Annotated in this window: 13 protein-coding genes; 6 read left to right on the top strand and 7 right to left on the bottom strand. The window is 73.4% G+C overall.

Going from position 1 to position 14868, the window contains the following annotated elements; translation table 11 throughout:
* Positions 1 to 96 precede the first annotated feature (96 nt).
* The 6 genes from ABZY20_RS13110 to rsmI form a co-directional block, all read right to left on the bottom strand.
* The gene (locus ABZY20_RS13110) at positions 97 to 996 is read right to left on the bottom strand and encodes a 4-(cytidine 5'-diphospho)-2-C-methyl-D-erythritol kinase (protein WP_356440851.1); all 900 of its coding nucleotides are present in this window, start codon (positions 994 to 996) and stop codon (positions 97 to 99) included.
* Complete coding sequence (gene rsmA, locus ABZY20_RS13115) at positions 993 to 1883, bottom strand: 16S rRNA (adenine(1518)-N(6)/adenine(1519)-N(6))-dimethyltransferase RsmA (protein WP_356440853.1); 891 nt, start codon at positions 1881 to 1883, stop codon at positions 993 to 995. Before rsmA ends, ABZY20_RS13110 begins: the two co-directional genes overlap by 4 nt.
* Positions 1884 to 1914: 31 nt before the next feature.
* Positions 1915 to 3450, bottom strand: a complete 1536-nt coding sequence (locus ABZY20_RS13120; RefSeq protein ID WP_356440856.1) for a ubiquitin-like domain-containing protein — start codon at positions 3448 to 3450, stop codon at positions 1915 to 1917.
* 162 nt (positions 3451 to 3612) lie between these two features.
* Complete coding sequence (locus ABZY20_RS13125; RefSeq protein ID WP_356440858.1) at positions 3613 to 4494, bottom strand: TatD family hydrolase; 882 nt, start codon at positions 4492 to 4494, stop codon at positions 3613 to 3615.
* A gap of 53 nt (positions 4495 to 4547) precedes the next feature.
* Positions 4548 to 5009, bottom strand: a complete 462-nt coding sequence (locus tag ABZY20_RS13130) for a hypothetical protein (protein WP_356440861.1) — start codon at positions 5007 to 5009, stop codon at positions 4548 to 4550.
* Positions 5010 to 5256: 247 nt separating this feature from the next.
* Positions 5257 to 6102 carry a 16S rRNA (cytidine(1402)-2'-O)-methyltransferase gene (gene rsmI, locus ABZY20_RS13135; RefSeq protein ID WP_356440864.1) on the bottom strand — a complete coding sequence of 282 codons (846 nt, stop codon included), beginning with the start codon at positions 6100 to 6102 and terminating at the stop codon, positions 5257 to 5259.
* Positions 6103 to 6213: 111 nt separating this feature from the next.
* Between rsmI and ABZY20_RS13140 the strand changes: the two genes are divergently transcribed.
* The 3 genes from ABZY20_RS13140 (at position 6214) to ABZY20_RS13150 (ending at position 11484) form a co-directional block, all read left to right on the top strand.
* A complete protein-coding gene (locus ABZY20_RS13140) occupies positions 6214 to 7962 on the top strand; it encodes a phospholipid carrier-dependent glycosyltransferase (RefSeq protein WP_356440866.1) in 1749 nt (582 codons plus the stop codon).
* Between the two features lie 128 nt (positions 7963 to 8090).
* The gene (locus tag ABZY20_RS13145; RefSeq protein WP_356441697.1) at positions 8091 to 9722 is read left to right on the top strand and encodes a penicillin-binding transpeptidase domain-containing protein; all 1632 of its coding nucleotides are present in this window, start codon (positions 8091 to 8093) and stop codon (positions 9720 to 9722) included.
* Positions 9723 to 9819: 97 nt separating this feature from the next.
* Positions 9820 to 11484: a penicillin-binding transpeptidase domain-containing protein gene (locus tag ABZY20_RS13150; protein ID WP_356440869.1), complete on the top strand. Its 1665-nt coding sequence runs from the start codon at positions 9820 to 9822 to the stop codon at positions 11482 to 11484.
* Positions 11485 to 11723: 239 nt separating this feature from the next.
* Here ABZY20_RS13150 and ABZY20_RS13155 read toward each other — a convergent pair whose 3' ends face one another.
* Positions 11724 to 12089, bottom strand: a complete 366-nt coding sequence (locus ABZY20_RS13155; protein WP_356440872.1) for an SsgA family sporulation/cell division regulator — start codon at positions 12087 to 12089, stop codon at positions 11724 to 11726.
* A 177-nt stretch (positions 12090 to 12266) separates the two neighbouring features.
* Between ABZY20_RS13155 and ABZY20_RS13160 the strand changes: the two genes are divergently transcribed.
* The 3 genes from ABZY20_RS13160 to ABZY20_RS13170 are packed head-to-tail and all read left to right on the top strand — an operon-like array spanning position 12267 to position 14867.
* Positions 12267 to 13349 carry an energy-coupling factor ABC transporter permease gene (locus tag ABZY20_RS13160; protein WP_356440874.1) on the top strand — a complete coding sequence of 361 codons (1083 nt, stop codon included), beginning with the start codon at positions 12267 to 12269 and terminating at the stop codon, positions 13347 to 13349.
* 1 nt (position 13350) lies between these two features.
* Positions 13351 to 14112 (top strand): cobalt ECF transporter T component CbiQ, encoded by a 762-nt coding sequence (gene cbiQ / locus ABZY20_RS13165; RefSeq protein WP_356440877.1) that lies wholly within the window; start codon positions 13351 to 13353, stop codon positions 14110 to 14112.
* Entirely contained in the window at positions 14100 to 14867 is a 768-nt protein-coding gene (locus tag ABZY20_RS13170; protein ID WP_356440880.1) for an ABC transporter ATP-binding protein, read from the top strand. Before cbiQ ends, ABZY20_RS13170 begins: the two co-directional genes overlap by 13 nt.
* Position 14868: the final 1 nt, after the last annotated feature.

The following is a 14868-nucleotide window of genomic DNA, read 5'->3' on the forward strand; positions in this document are numbered from 1 at the left end:
CATCGCCCCGACGGGCATCAGCCCACTCCCCGCCCGCCGCCGACCATCGCCCCCGGACGGGCGTCCGGCGCGGCCCGCCCCCGCGGGGGCGCGCCGTCAGGCTCCGGCGATCGTCGCCCCCGGGGCCGGGCCCGAGGCCGTGCGCACGGTCCGGCAGGTGCCCGACGCCACCAGGGACTGCGCCACCGCGGCCGCCGACTCCGGGTCGCGTACGAGGAAGGCGGTCGTCGGGCCGGAGCCGGAGACCAGGGCGGCGAGGGCGCCCGCGGCGCGGCCCGTGGCCAGGGTGCCGGCGAGTTCCGGGAAGAGGGACAGGGCGGCGGGCTGCAGGTCGTTGGAGACGGCGTCGGCGAGCGCGTCCGGGTCACCCTTGGCGAGGGCGGCGAGGAGGTCCTGGGAGGCGACGGGCTCGGGGATGTCCGTGCCCTCGCCGAGCCGGTCGAACTCGCGGAACACCGCCGGGGTGGACAGGCCCCGCCCGGCCATCGCGAACACCCAGTGGAAGACGCCGCCGACCTCCAGGGGGGTCAGCCGCTCGCCCCGTCCGACGCCGAGGGCCGCCCCGCCGACCAGGCTGAACGGCACGTCACTGCCCAACTCCGCGCAGATCTCCAGCAGTTCCTCGCGGGAGGCGCCGGTCTGCCACAGCGCGTCGCACGCGACCAGCGCGCCCGCGCCGTCCGCGCTGCCGCCCGCCATGCCGCCGGCGACCGGGATGTCCTTGGCGATGTGGACGTGGACGTCGGGGCTGCGTCCGTACCGCTCGGCCAGCGCGACGGCCGCGCGGGCCGCGAGGTTGGTGCGGTCAAGGGGGACCTGGTCGGCGTCCGGGCCCTCGCAGGTGACGCGGAGGCCGTCGGCCGGGGTGACGGTGATCTCGTCGTAGAGGCCGACCGCGAGGAAGACGTTGGCCAGGTCGTGGAAGCCGTCGGGGCGGGCGGCGCCGACCGCCAGCTGGACGTTGACCTTGGCGGGGACGCGGACCGTGACGCTCACGCGGGCTCCTTCTGCTGGTGCTGCCGCGCCTTGTGCTCGGCGATACGCGCGAACTCCTCCACGGTCAGGGACTCCCCCCGGGCCTGCGGGGAGACACCGGCGGCGACAAGGGCCTCCTCGGCCGCAGCGGCGGATCCGGCCCAGCCGGCGAGGGCGGCCCGGAGGGTCTTGCGGCGCTGGGCGAAGGCGGCGTCGACGACGGCGAACACCTCGCGCTTCGAGGCCGTCGTCCGCAGCGGCTCGCTGCGGCGGACGAGGGAGACCAGTCCGCTGTCGACGTTGGGCGCCGGCCAGAACACGTTCCGGCCGATGGCTCCGGCGCGCTTGACCTCGGCGTACCAGTTGGCCTTGACCGAGGGGACGCCGTACACCTTGGAGCCCGGGTCGGCGGCGAGCCGGTCGGCGACCTCCGCCTGGACCATGACCAGGGTGCGTTCGATGCTCGGGAAGGTGTCGAGCATGTGCAGCAGCACCGGGACGGCCACGTTGTAGGGGAGGTTGGCGACCAGCGCGGTCGGGGCGGGGCCCGGCAGCTCGGTGACGTGCATCGCGTCGGAGTGGACGAGGGCGAACCGGTCGGCGCGCCCGGGCATCCGGGCCGCGACGGTCGCGGGCAGCGCGGCGGCGAGCACGTCGTCGATCTCCACGGCCGTGACCCGGTCGGCGACCTCCAGCAGCGCGAGGGTGAGGGACCCGAGCCCCGGGCCGACCTCGACGACCACGTCGTCGGGGCGGACCTGCGCGGTGCGGACGATACGGCGGACGGTGTTCGCGTCGATGACGAAGTTCTGTCCGCGCTGCTTGGTGGGGCGCACGCCGAGCGCTGCCGCGAGCTCGCGGATGTCGGCGGGGCCCAGGAGGGCGTCGGGGGTGGGGCTGCTGGTCACGGGGACAAGGGTACGGGGCCGGTTCCGCCGTCTATCCGTGCAGCCGCCCTCCGCAGTGCGGCCACGGGCCGGCGCCCCGCCGCACGTACAGCTTCTTCGCCCGGTACGTCTGCTCCGCCGCCGGGGCGTCCTGCGGGCGGCCCCGGCCGCCGAGGGACTGCCAGGTGCGGGTGTCGAACTGGTAGAGGCCGCCGTAGGTGCCGGACGGGTCGACCGCGTCGGGGCGGCCGCCGGACTCGCAGGTCGCGAGCCCCTGCCAGTCGAGGTGGTCGGCGCCCCGGACGGACACGGGGCGCGGCCTGGTGCCGACCTTCACGACCTGCGGGCGCGGTGCGCGCACCACCTCGCTCCGGATCAGGCGCGGCTGCTGGCGGACGCCGTTGACGGTGCGCACGGTGTAGGTGATCCGGCGCAGGCCCGGCTCACCCGCCCGTTCCACGACCTCCGTGCCGCGGAACAGCGCCGGATCCTGCGTCCGCCGCACCGGGAAGGGAATCGGTTCCTCACGGACCTCCCGGCCGCCGGTGATCCGCAGCACGGTGACGGTCTGCCCGTCGCGCGGGAAACTCCCCTGCGGCACCGAGGTGGTGTCCTGTCCGCGCAGCGTGATCCCGGCCTCCTCGACGGCCTCGCGCACGGTCGCCGCGTTGGTGCGGACGGTACGGGCCCGGCCGTCCGCCATGACGGTGACCGTGCGCTCGGTCCGCACGTCCAGCGCGAGGCCCTCGCGCCCGATGCGCCGGGAGCGCGAGGTGGACACGTACGCGCCCTCCTGCCGCACCCCGAGCTGCCGGAGCGCGCCGTCCACCGTGCGGGCCGTCGTCCACACCTCGCGCCGCTGCCCGTCGAGGGTGAGCCGCACGGGACGGGCGTAGTGCACGGCGACCTCGTCGCCGCTGGTGATCTCCGCGCCGGGCCCGGGCGCGACCACGTCGTGGGCGCCGATCTGGACGCCCTCCTGCGCGAGCAGTTCGGTGACGTCGTCGGCGAAGGTGTGCAGGGTGCGCGTCTCGCCATCGACGTTCAGCTCGATCGCCTTGTCGTCGGCGACGAACGCCGTGGTGCCGCCCGCCAGGAAGGCGACGACCAGGGCCTGCGGGAGCAGCCGCCGCAGGGGGCCGTGGTCCAGGCGCTCGGCGTACCGGGCCTTGCGCCGGCGCGCGGATCTGCGGTGCGAGCCGGTGCGCGACGCGGCGGGCGCGCCCGCGCTCCCGCCCGCCCCGGCCTCGGGCCACTCCCGGGGCCATTCACCGGGCCACCCCCCGGGCCACTCCCCGGGGACGCCGACCGTCCCTCCGTCCGCAGCGCCCTGCCGGGGCAGCCCGGCCAGGGTCGGCGCCTCGTGGGCGGCAGGGCTGCAGGTGTTCTCGTAGGCGGGCCGGTACGTGTCCTCGTAAGCGGGCCGGTACGTGTCCTCGTACGAGATCGGATAGGGGTCCGCGGGGGCGGGCGGCGCGTCGAGGGCGCCGTGGACCGGGTCGGTGTACGGCGGGCCGTAGGTCTCGTGGGTCTCGTGGGTCTCGTACGTCTCGTACGTCTCGTACGCCTTGTACTGCGAGTTGCTCACGCCGACACGCTCCAGGGGCCGGAGGGGGTCCAGAGGGGTCCGGATCGGGCCCCCAGAACCTAGCGGAGCGTTCGTCACTCTCCAAAGCGACGCGGCTACGCACAGTCGTGCGGTGAGGTCGGGGAAAAGTCGGGGAAGGTCGGGGAGGGCGGCTCGTCCGGGTCAGTATCCGAAGGCGCGTGCCGTGTTCGCGCCGAGCGCCGCGGCCAGCGTGTCCTCGTCGACGCCGCGCACCTCTGCCATCGCCCGCACCGTGATCGGCACGAGGTAGGGGGCGTTGGGCCGCCCCCGGTAGGGCGCGGGCGTGAGGAACGGGGCGTCCGTCTCGACCAGCAGCAGTTCCAGCGGGGCCACCGCCACCGCGTCCCGCAGGTTGCGGGCGTTCTTGAAGGTGACGTTGCCGGCGAAGGACATGTAGTAGCCCGCGCTCGCGCAGATCTCGGCCATCTCGGCGTCGCCCGAGTAGCAGTGGAAGACGGTTCGCTCGGGGGCGCCCTCCTCCTTCAGCACGCGCAGCACGTCGGCGTGGGCCTCGCGGTCGTGGATGACCAGGGCCTTGCCGTGCCGCTTGGCGATCTCGATGTGGGCGCGGAAGGACCGCTCCTGCGCGTCCTTGCCCTCGGGCCCGGTGCGGAAGTAGTCGAGGCCGGTCTCGCCGACGCCCTTGACCTGCTCCAGCGCGGCCAGCCGGTCGATCTCGGCGAGGGCGTCGTCCAGGGCGGTCTGTCCGCCGGGCGCGCGGGCGCCCTGCCGCGACCAGCCGTCGGGGTCGCCGTGGACGATGCGGGGCGCCTCGTTCGGGTGCAGGGCGACCGTGGCGTGGACGGCGTCATGCGCCGCCGCCGTCTCGGCCGCCCACCGGGAGCCCTTGAGGTCGCAGCCGACCTGCACGACCGTCGTCACCCCGACCGACGCCGCCTTGGCCAGCGCCTCCCCGACCGTGCCGGACTGCATGTCCAGGTGGGTGTGGGAGTCGGCGACCGGCACCCGGAGGGGTTCCGGCAGCGGGGGCGCGGCCTGCTTGTCGGAGTCGTTCGAAGGCATGCCCCGATCCTACGGAAGGGCGGCGCCCCGCCCGCCAGGGGCGGGCCCGCGGGTCAGCTCGCCCTGCGCTGGAAGGGGTGCAAGAGGTCGGACAGATGCCAGTGGTGCCGCTCACGGCTCTCGCCGGTCTCCGCCGGGGCGGTGTTCCCGGTCCCGGCCGGGGCGGTGTTCCCGGTCTCCGCCGGGGCGGTGGGCGCCTCTGCGGGCCCGGCGGGCGGCGGCACGCGGTGGGGCCGGTGGGCGGCGTCTCGCGCCGAGGCGACCCGCCCGGGCCGCATGATCCGTACGACGTGCCCGCCGCAGTTGTGGCATGTGGGCCTGCTCAGAGGGGACGGCACGATCGTGCCGTCGGCGACGTAGAGGACGAACTCGTGGCCCGCGGCGTCCGTGTGGTGCTCTATCTCGAACGACTGCTCCCACCCGTGCCCGCACCGCATGCAGGCGAAGGAGTAGGACTCGTTGACGACGGCGTTCGCACCGGCGCGAAGCCCGGTCCGCCCTGCGATCTCACTCATGCCGGCTCCTCGGTCCGCTGAGGCGTGAGGGCGGTTCGGCCCCCGCTCCTCAGTGGACTCCTCAGCCGGCCCGAAGGCAGCAGACCTGTCGAGTGTTGGCCCGGTCTTGGGCCTGTCTTGCCCCGGACCCCCGGCGCATTTACCCACCCATGGGGCGCGCGCTCAAACGACAAGCGCCCTGCTCAGGGAGCGTGCCGGCTCAGGGAGCGTGCGGCTCAGAGAGCGTGCGGCGCAGGGAGTGTGCGGCTCAGCCGGACTTCTTCGCGGCCACCACGGCGTCGAAAACGACCCGCTTCGGCACCCCGGCCTCCACGGCGACCGCGGCGATCGCCTCCTTGCGCCGCTCCCCCGCCTCCTCGCGCACCCGCACGCGCCGCACCAGTTCCTCGGGCCCGACCTCCTCCGGCCCCTTCTCCGGTGCCCCCTCCACCACGACGGTGATCTCCCCGCGCACGCCCTCGGCGGCCCAGGCCGCCAGTTCGCCGAGCCCGCCCCGCCGGACCTCCTCGTACGTCTTGGTCAGCTCCCGGCACACCGCGGCCCGCCGCCCCTGCCCGAACACCTCGGCCATGGCGGCCAGCGTGTCGTCCAGCCGGTGCGGGGCCTCGAAGTACACGAGCGTGCGCCGCTCCTCCGCCACCTCCCGCAGCCGGCCCAGCCGCTCCCCCGCCTTGCGCGGCAGGAACCCCTCGAAGCAGAACCGGTCCACGGGCAGCCCGGACAGCGCGAGCGCGGTGAGCACCGCCGACGGCCCGGGCACGGCGGTGACCCGTACGTCCCTCTCGACGGCGGCCGCGACCAGCCGGTACCCCGGGTCGGACACGGACGGCATGCCCGCGTCCGTGACGAGCAGCACCCGCGCCCCGCCCACCAGTTCCTCGACCAGCTCCGGAGTCCGCGCGGACTCGTTGCCCTCGAAGTACGACACCACCCGCCCCTTGGGCGTGACGCCGAGCGCCTGGGTCAGCCGGCGCAGCCGCCGCGTGTCCTCGGCGGCGACGACGTCGGCTCCGGCGAGTTCCTCGGCGAGCCGGGGCGGGGCGTCCGCGATGTCGCCGATGGGGGTGCCTGCGAGTACGAGGGTTCCGGTCACGCCCCCATCCTCCCAGGGGCCTGGTGCGCGCACTCCTCCCAGGGGCGGAGGATGCGGACGCATACCGGCCATGCACGGGACTCACACAGCACGGTTCCCTACGATGGCGCGGTGACCAGTACCGCGTCCTCCACGGACACCCGGCAGGGCCAGGCGCCGCACGAGCAGCGGCCGTCCTGGCAGCAGCGGCTGCGCCGCTTCGGCTACCAGGGGCAGCCGAGAAGCGACACCCGCGACGTCCGTGACCGCCTGGTGCCGCCGTACACCGAGCCCTCCCCGCGTCTGTGGGCGGCACTCGGCGTCCCGCACACCCTCGCGGGCCGGCTGGTGCGCTGGTCGGGCTGGATCGGCCCGTTGCTCGTGACGCTGCTGGCGGGGGTGCTGCGGTTCTGGAACCTGGGCAGCCCCAAGGCGGTGATATTCGACGAGACGTACTACGCCAAGGACGCGTGGGCGCTCGTCCACCGCGGTTTCGAGGTCAACTGGGACAAGAACGCCAACGACCTGGTCCTGTCGTCCGGCGGAAACGTCACGCTGCCGACGGACGCGGCGTACGTCGTGCATCCGCCGGTCGGCAAGTACGTCATCGGGCTGGGCGAGCTGATGTTCGGCTTCGACCCGTTCGGCTGGCGCTTCATGACGGCCCTGCTCGGCACGCTGTCGGTGCTGCTGCTGTGCCGGATCGGCCGCCGGCTGTTCCGCTCCACGTTCCTCGGCTGCCTCGCGGGTGCGCTGATGGCGCTGGACGGCCTGCACTTCGTGATGAGCCGTACGGCGCTGCTGGACGGCGTGCTGATGTTCTTCGTGCTGGCCGCGTTCGGCTGTCTGCTGGTCGACCGGGACAAGGCCCGGGAGCGGCTGGCCGCCGCGCTGCCGGTGGACGCCGACGGCCGGGTCCGCCCCGACCGGCACACGGCCGAGTCGGCCCGCCTCGGCCTGCGCCCCTGGCGCTGGGCGGCGGGCCTGATGCTGGGCCTGGCCATCGGCACCAAGTGGAACGGCCTGTACATCCTGGCCGCGTTCTGCCTGATGGCGGTGTTGTGGGACGTCGGTTCGCGCCGGGTCGCCGGTGCCCGTCACCCCTACTCGGCGGTGCTGCGCCGCGACACGGGCCTGGCCTTCGTCGCCACGGTCCCGGTCGCCCTGGTCACCTACCTCGCCTCCTGGACCGGCTGGATCCTGTCCCCGGCGAACGGCTCCGGCGGCTACTTCCGCAACTGGGCCGCGACCAGCGGCAAGGGCGGCAGCTGGACGTTCCTGCCCGACTGGCTGCGCAGCCTGTGGCACTACGAGCACCAGGTGTACGAGTTCCACGTCGGGCTGTCCTCGCCGCACACCTACCAGTCCAACCCGTGGAGCTGGCTCGTCCTCGGCCGCCCGGTGTCGTACTTCTACGAGTCCCCGGCGCCCGGCAAGGACGGCTGCCCGGCCGACGCGGGCGAGAAGTGCGCCCGCGAGGTCCTCGCCCTCGGCACGCCTCTGCTGTGGTGGGTCGCCTGCTTCGCGGTCCTGTACGTGCTGTGGCGCTGGCTGTTCCGCCGCGACTGGCGGGCGGGCGCCATCGCCTGCGGCATCGCGGCCGGCTACCTGCCCTGGTTCATGTACCAGGAGCGCACGATCTTCTTCTTCTACGCCGTCGTCTTCCTCCCCTTCCTCTGCCTGGCGGTGGCGATGCTCCTGGGCGCGATCACCGGACCACCCCGCTCCACCGACACCCGCCGCGTCGCGGGCGCGACGACGGCGGGCGTACTGGTCCTGCTGATCGCCTGGAACTTCATCTATTTCTGGCCGCTGTACACCGGCCAGGCCATCCCCATCGACGACTGGCGTTCACGCATGTGGCTGGACACCTGGGTCTGACCGTCGTTCGGCCAAAGTTGAAAAGCTGTGTTCCTGCCGTGACTCCCTGCGCATAGAGTGCTGCGGACCGAGCTTTCTGAACGCGTTCAATCGGGCGTGTGGGGCTCGAACGGGGAGGGGACGGCCCGATGGGCAAGGGGGTCAAGGCCGCCGTCATAGGCGGCGTGTTCGCGGTGATGGTGGGGGGCGCCGGGTACGGCGCCTACAACATCGTGAACGCGCTGGACGGTGACGGGGGCGGTACGGGCGGCGTCGCCGCGCGGAAGTCGGGGCCGCCCGGCGAGGACGAGGTCAAGGAGACGACCGCGGCGTTCTTCGCGGCGTGGGAGCAGGGCGAGCCCGCGACGGCGGCGTCGTACACCGACAACGACGCGGCCGCCGAGCGGCTGCTGACCGCCTTCGGGGACGACGCGCACATCACCGACGTGAAGATCACGCCGGCCGCGGCGCGGGGCACCACCGTGCCGTACCGGGTGCGGGCCAAGGTGTCCTACGGCGGGAAGTCCGCGCCGCTGGACTACCGCAGCGAGCTGAGGGTCGTGCGGGGCCTGACCACCGGCCGGGCGCTGGTCGACTGGCAGCCGTCCGTGGTGCACCCGGAGCTGGAACGGGACGACACCCTCGTGACCGAGGAGTCGGCCAGCCCGCCGATCCGGGCCGTCGGCCGGGACGGCAGCGAGCTGACGAAGGGCAAGTACCCGTCCCTCGGCCCGATCCTGGACGGTCTGCGCGAGAAGTACGGCGAGAAGGCCGGCGGCACCCCCGGTGTCGAACTGGTCGTGCGGCACGCCGGGGACTCGGCGGCCGACACCCCGCTGCTGACCCTCGCCAAGGGCAAGGCCGGCGAGCTGCGCACCACCATCAGCCCGCGCGCGCAGGCCGCGGCCGAGAAGGCGGTCAAGCGGTTCCCCCAGTCGTCGGTGGTCGCCGTCAAGCCCAGCACCGGCGAGGTCCTGGCCGTCGCCAACCACCGCACGGACGGTTTCAACGCGGCCTTCGAGGGCGAGGTCGCCCCCGGCTCCACGATGAAGATCATCACCGCCGCCATGCTCATCGACAACGGCGTGACCTCCATGAACGGCCCCGCGCCCTGCCCCGACACCGCCGTGTGGCAGAGCCAGACCTTCAAGAACCTGACGGGCATGCGGCCCGACGAGAACGCCACGCTCGCCGACAGCTTCCTGCGGTCCTGCAACACCGCCTTCATCAAGCTCATCGACGAGAAGCCGCTCACGGACGCCTCGCTGTCCCAGGAGGCCGAGCGGCGCTTCGGGCTCGGGCGGGACGACTGGAAGACCGGCGTCAGGTCCTTCGACGGCAGCGTCCCCGCGGCCGGCGGTCCGGACCGGGCGGCCGGCGCCATCGGGCAGGGCCAGGTGCAGATGAGCCCGTTGAACATGGCCTCGGTGACCGCGACCGCGATCACCGGCACCTTCCGCCAGCCCTACCTGGTCCCGCCGGAGCTGGACGGCCGCCGGCTGGCCCGGGCCGAGGGCCTGCGGGCGGGCACCGCCGCCCAGCTCAAGCAGATGATGCGGCTCACCGCCACGCGCGGCACCGCCATGGCGGCCATGCGCGGACTGGGCGGCGACATCGGCGCCAAGACCGGCTCCGCCGAGGTCGACGGCAACGCGAAGTCCGACAGCTGGTTCACGGGCTTCCGCGACGACGTCGCGGCCGCGGCCATGACGGAGCAGGGCGGCCGCGGGGGCGACGCGGCCGGCCCGATTGTCGCAGCCGTGCTACGAACAGGAGGCTGATCCCGGCTGTGCGGGACGGGACTCTAGGGTGGTGGCCGTCGTTGGTGCAGCTGAGGGCAGCGGGGACCCTGGGGATTCGCGGAGGAACGGGACAGCAGTGGGCAACAGAAGGCGCGTCGCCGAGCGACGGAAGACGAACCCCGCCGTGGTCGGCGGGGTGATCGCCGTGGTCGTCGGCGGCGCGGGTCTCGGTGCCTACGCGCTGTACGGGGGTGGCGCCGAGGACTCCGGGCGCTCGGTCACCGACCAGAAGGTCGAGGTGAAGACCGGCCCGCTGTCGGCGGCCGAGGTCACCGGTGCCGCCCGGGCCTTCCTCACCGCCTGGCAGTCCGGGGACGTCGCGCGGGCCGCCGCCGCCACCGACGACCCCTCCGCCGCCCGGACCCTGCTCACCGGCTACGCCAAGGACGCCCGCGTCAAGGACGTCACCCTCACCCCGGGCAGGCGCGCGGGCGACAAGGTGCCGTTCACCGTCAAGGGCACGGTCGCCCACCAGGACACCGAGAAGCCGCTGACGTACGGCAGCGCCCTGACCGTCGTCCGCCGCGCCGACGACGGGAAGCCGCTGGTCGACTGGCACTCCGCGGTCGTCCACCCGGACCTGAGGGACGGCGACACGCTGGTCACCGGCGAGGCGGGCACGCCTCCGGTCAAGGCCCTCGACCGTGACGGCGGCGAGCTGACGAAGGAGAAGTACGCCTCCCTCGGCCCGGTCCTGGACGGGCTGCGCGAGAAGTACGGCAAGACGGCGGGCGGCAAGGCCGGCATCGAGCTGCGGGTCGTGCGCGGGAAGGCCGCCAAGGCCGCGGACCTGTCCGACAAGACCCTGCTGGAGCTGAGCGAGGGCACACCGGGCACGGTGAAGACCACGCTGGACCCGGCGCTGCAGGCCGCCGCCGAGAAGCAGGTCGCCAAGAAGGCCAGGTCGTCGGTGGCCGTGGTGCGGGTGTCGACCGGCGAGATCCTGGCCGCCGCCAACGCCTCCGCAAGCTTCAACACGGCCTTCCAGGGCTCCCTGGCCCCCGGCTCCACGATGAAGGTCGTCACCGCCTCGCTGCTGCTCGACAAGGGCCTGGCCGCGGTGGACAAGAAGCACCCGTGCCCGAAGTACTTCACGTACGGGCACTGGAAGTTCCAGAACCTCGACAAGTTCGAGATCAAGGACGGCACGTTCAAGGCGAGCTTCGCCCGCTCCTGCAACACGGCCTTCATCAGCCAGGCGCCGAAACTGAAGGACGACGACCTGACCAAGCAGGCCCAGCAGGTGTTCGGCCTGGGGCTGAACAACTGGACGGTCGGGGTGCCGTCCTTCGACGGCTCGGTGCCCGTGCAGTCGGCGGCCCAGATGGGCGCCTCGCTGATCGGGCAGGGCGGGGTGCGGATGAACCCGCTGAACATGGCGTCCGTGGCGGCGACCGTGAAGGGCGGTACCTTCCGCCAGCCCTATCTGGTCTCCCCGGACGTGGACGGGCGCAAGCTCGCGACGGCCTCGCGCACCATGTCGGCGAGCACGCTGTCCCAGCTGCGCGAGCTGATGGCGTACACGGCGGCGGCGGGCACGGCGGCCGAGGCGATGGCCGGGGTCGGCGGTGACGCCGGCGCCAAGACCGGTTCCGCCGAGGTCGACGGGCAGAAGAAGCCGAACGGCTGGTTCACGGCCTACCGGGGCGACCTGGCGGCCGCGGGCGTGGTCCAGAAGGGCGGGCACGGCGGCTCCACGGCCGGGCCGATCGTCGCGGCCCTGCTGAAGGCGGGCGGCTGACCGGGGGCTCAGTGACCGAGGGGCGGCTCAGCGAGTGACCGACGGACTCCGGGACCGACGGACGCGGGGACGGACGGACGCCGGGACTGACGGGCTCCGTGACTGACGGGCTCCGTGACTGACGGGCTCCGTGACTGACGGACTCCGTGACTGACGGACTCCCGGACTGACCGGCGGACTGTGACCGACGGACGCCGCGACCGACGGGCTCATCGGCGGACGGACTCGCCGGCGGACGGTCAGTGACTGACCGGTTCCGCGGTGGCCATGTACGTCCGCCGCAGGAACCGCAGCAGCGCCTGCCGCTCGAACTGCACCACCGACACGCCCTGCGCGGAGTGCAACTCCACGATGGCCTGCACCCGTCCGCACGGCCACACCCGCACCTCGCCGCTGCCCGCGGGGGCGCGCAGCCCCTCCTCCAGCAGCCGGCGGTCGAAGGTCCACTCGCGCCCCCCGGTGCCGGGCAGCCCGATGCGCACGCAGTTCGGGTCGCGGCCGGGGTCGTACCGCAGGGTGACGGGGATCGCCTCCAGCTCGTCGACCAGCGGGACGGCCGCGTCCGTGACGATGTGGGCTCGCGCGTACTGCTCGACTACGGACATGGACGGCCCCTTCACCCTGTGCCATCTCACCGGAAGTTGTGCGCCCGCCCCTTCTCCAATGTCGCACATTGTGGCGATTTCGCCCGTTGAGTCCGCCGAGGTGCGCAATGCCGCGGGTGAGATAAAACAAGCAGCACGCTCTTGCATATCGTTCGCATCTAGCCACATCATCGAACCGTGCATGTACCTGACGGATTCATCGACGCCCCCACCTCCGCCGCGACCGGTGTCGTCGCCGCGGGCGCCATCGCCGTGAGCCTGCGTGGCGCGCGGCGCGAGCTGGACGAGCGCACCGCGCCGCTGGCCGGCCTGGTGGCGGCGTTCATCTTCGCGGTGCAGATGCTGAACTTCCCCGTGGCCGCCGGGACCAGCGGCCATCTGCTCGGCGGTGCGCTGGCCGCGATACTCGTCGGCCCTTATACCGGGGTGCTCTGCGTCTCCGTCGTCCTGCTCATGCAGGGCATCCTCTTCGCGGACGGCGGCCTGACCGCGCTCGGCGTGAACATCACCAACATGGCGATCGTCACCGTCGTGGTGGCCTACGCCCTCTTCCGCGGCCTGGTGAAGGTGCTGCCCCGCACCCGCCGCTCGGTCACCGTGTCCTCCTTCGTCGCCGCGCTGGTCTCCGTCCCGGCCGCCGCGCTGGCCTTCACGCTGATGTACTCCGTCGGCGGCACCACCGACGTCTCGATCGGCAAGGTCGCCACCGCCATGGTCGGCGTGCACTTGCTGATCGGCATCGGCGAGGCCGTGATCACCGCGCTCACCGTCGGCGCGGTCATCGCCGTACGCCCCGACCTGGTGTACGGGGCGCGCGGACTGACGCGGAAGCTCAAGCTGCGGGTGAACGGCGAACTGGTCGACGCCCCGGGCGCCGAGCCCGAGCCCGCCCCCGCGGCGGCCCGGACCTCGCCGCGCAAGGTGTGGGCCGCGGGTCTGGTCACCTCGCTCGTCCTGGCCGGGTTCGTCAGCTTCTACGCCTCCGCGAACCCCGACGGCCTGGAGAAGGTCGCCGCCGACCACGGCATCGACAAGACGGCCGAGGAGCACACCGCGGCCGGCTCCCCGCTCGCCGACTACGGCGTCGAGGACGTCGACGACGCCCGCCTGTCCGGGGGGCTGGCGGGCGTCATCGGCGTGGGTGTCACCGTCGCCGCGGGCAGCGCGGTCTTCTGGGCGGTGCGCCGCCGCCGCTCGGCCGGCGCCTCCCCGTCGCACACCGAGGACGTGCCGGACGCGTCACGCACCACGGGCGTCTGACATGGGAGCCGGGCACGCGCACAGGCTGTACCGGCACGGGCACTCGCCCGTGCACGCGCTGCCGCCGCACACCAAGCTCGCCGCCGTGTTCGCCTTCGTGGTCGTCGTGGTGTCGACGCCGCGCGAGGCGATGTGGGCGTTCGGGCTGTACGCGGTGCTGCTGGCGGCGGTGGCGTACGTCGCGCGGGTGCCCGCCGGCTTCCTGCTGAAGCGGCTGCTGATCGAGGTGCCGTTCGTCGCGTTCGCGGTGCTGATGCCGTTCGTCGCGGAGGGCGAGCGGGTGGAGGTCCTCGGTGTGTCCCTGAGCGTCAACGGTCTGTGGGGCGCCTGGAACGTGCTCGCCAAGGGCACCCTGGGCGTCGCCGCCTCGGTGCTGCTCGCCGCCACGACCGAGCTGCGCGAACTTCTGCTCGGCCTGCAGCGCCTGAAGCTCCCGCCGCTGCTGGTGCAGATCGCGTCCTTCATGATCCGCTACGGCGACGTCATCGCCGACGAGATGCGCCGCATGCGGATCGCCCGGGAATCGCGCGGCTTCGAGGCCAGGGGCGTGCGGCACTGGGGCGTGCTGGCCAAGTCCGCCGGCGCGCTGTTCATCCGCTCCTACGAGCGCGGTGAGCGCGTGCACCTGGCCATGGTCAGCCGCGGCTACGCCGGGTCCATGCCGGTCATCGACGAGGTGACCGCGTCCCGGGCGCAGTGGTCGTACGCCCTCGCCCTCCCGGGCGCGGCCCTCGCCGTCTGTCTGCTGGGATGGACCCTGTGACACCTTCTCTCGAAGTGGCCGGACTGGCCTTCGCCTACCCCGACGGGCACCAGGCCCTCTTCGGCGTCGACTTCGGCATCGCGCGCGGCGAGCGGGTCGCGCTGCTCGGGCCGAACGGCGCCGGCAAGACGACCCTGGTCCTGCACCTCAACGGCATCCTGACCGGCGGCACCGGCACCGTGCGGGTGGCCGGGCTGCCCGTCGACCGCCGGCACATGGCGGAGATCCGGCGCCGGGTCGGCATCGTCTTCCAGGACCCCGACGACCAGCTCTTCATGCCGACGGTCCGCGAGGACGTGGCGTTCGGGCCGGCCGCGGCCGGGCTGAAGGGGCCGGAGCTGGAGGAACGCGTCGACCGGGCGCTGGAGCGGGTCGGCATGGCCGAGTTCAAGGACCGGCCGCCGCACCACCTGTCCTTCGGGCAGCGCCGCCGGGTGGCCGTGGCGACCGTGCTGGCGATGGAGCCGGAGATCCTCGTCCTGGACGAGCCCTCCTCCAACCTCGACCCCGCCTCCCGGCGCGAGCTGGCCGACATCCTGCGCTCGCTCGACGTGACCGTGCTGATGGTCACGCACGACCTGCCCTACGCCCTGGAACTGTGCCCGCGCTCTTTGGTGCTCAGCGAGGGCGTGATCGCGGCGGACGGCCCGACGGGCGAGCTGCTGGGCGACGAGGAGCTGATGCGGGCGCACCGGCTGGAGCTGCCGTTCGGCTTCGATCCGCGTTCCGTCCCGGCCGCCGGGGCCCGTCCGTGAC

It is taken from the genome of Streptomyces sp. NPDC006624, from assembly GCF_040611555.1.
Taxonomy (GTDB): Bacteria; Actinomycetota; Actinomycetes; order Streptomycetales; family Streptomycetaceae; genus Streptomyces.

What these genes read in the sequence shown, in the direction of transcription:
- ABZY20_RS13125 (WP_356440858.1), bottom strand. Translation starts at nt 4,494, where the DNA reads ATGCCTTCGAACGACTCCGACAAGCAGGCCGCGCCCCCGCTGCCGGAA.
- ABZY20_RS13130 (WP_356440861.1), bottom strand. Translation starts at nt 5,009, where the DNA reads ATGAGTGAGATCGCAGGGCGGACCGGGCTTCGCGCCGGTGCGAACGCC.
- ABZY20_RS13145 (WP_356441697.1), top strand. Translation starts at nt 8,091, where the DNA reads ATGGGCAAGGGGGTCAAGGCCGCCGTCATAGGCGGCGTGTTCGCGGTG.
- ABZY20_RS13155 (WP_356440872.1), bottom strand. Translation starts at nt 12,089, where the DNA reads ATGTCCGTAGTCGAGCAGTACGCGCGAGCCCACATCGTCACGGACGCG.
- cbiQ (WP_356440877.1), top strand. Translation starts at nt 13,351, where the DNA reads ATGGGAGCCGGGCACGCGCACAGGCTGTACCGGCACGGGCACTCGCCC.
- ABZY20_RS13170 (WP_356440880.1), top strand. Translation starts at nt 14,100, where the DNA reads ATGGACCCTGTGACACCTTCTCTCGAAGTGGCCGGACTGGCCTTCGCC.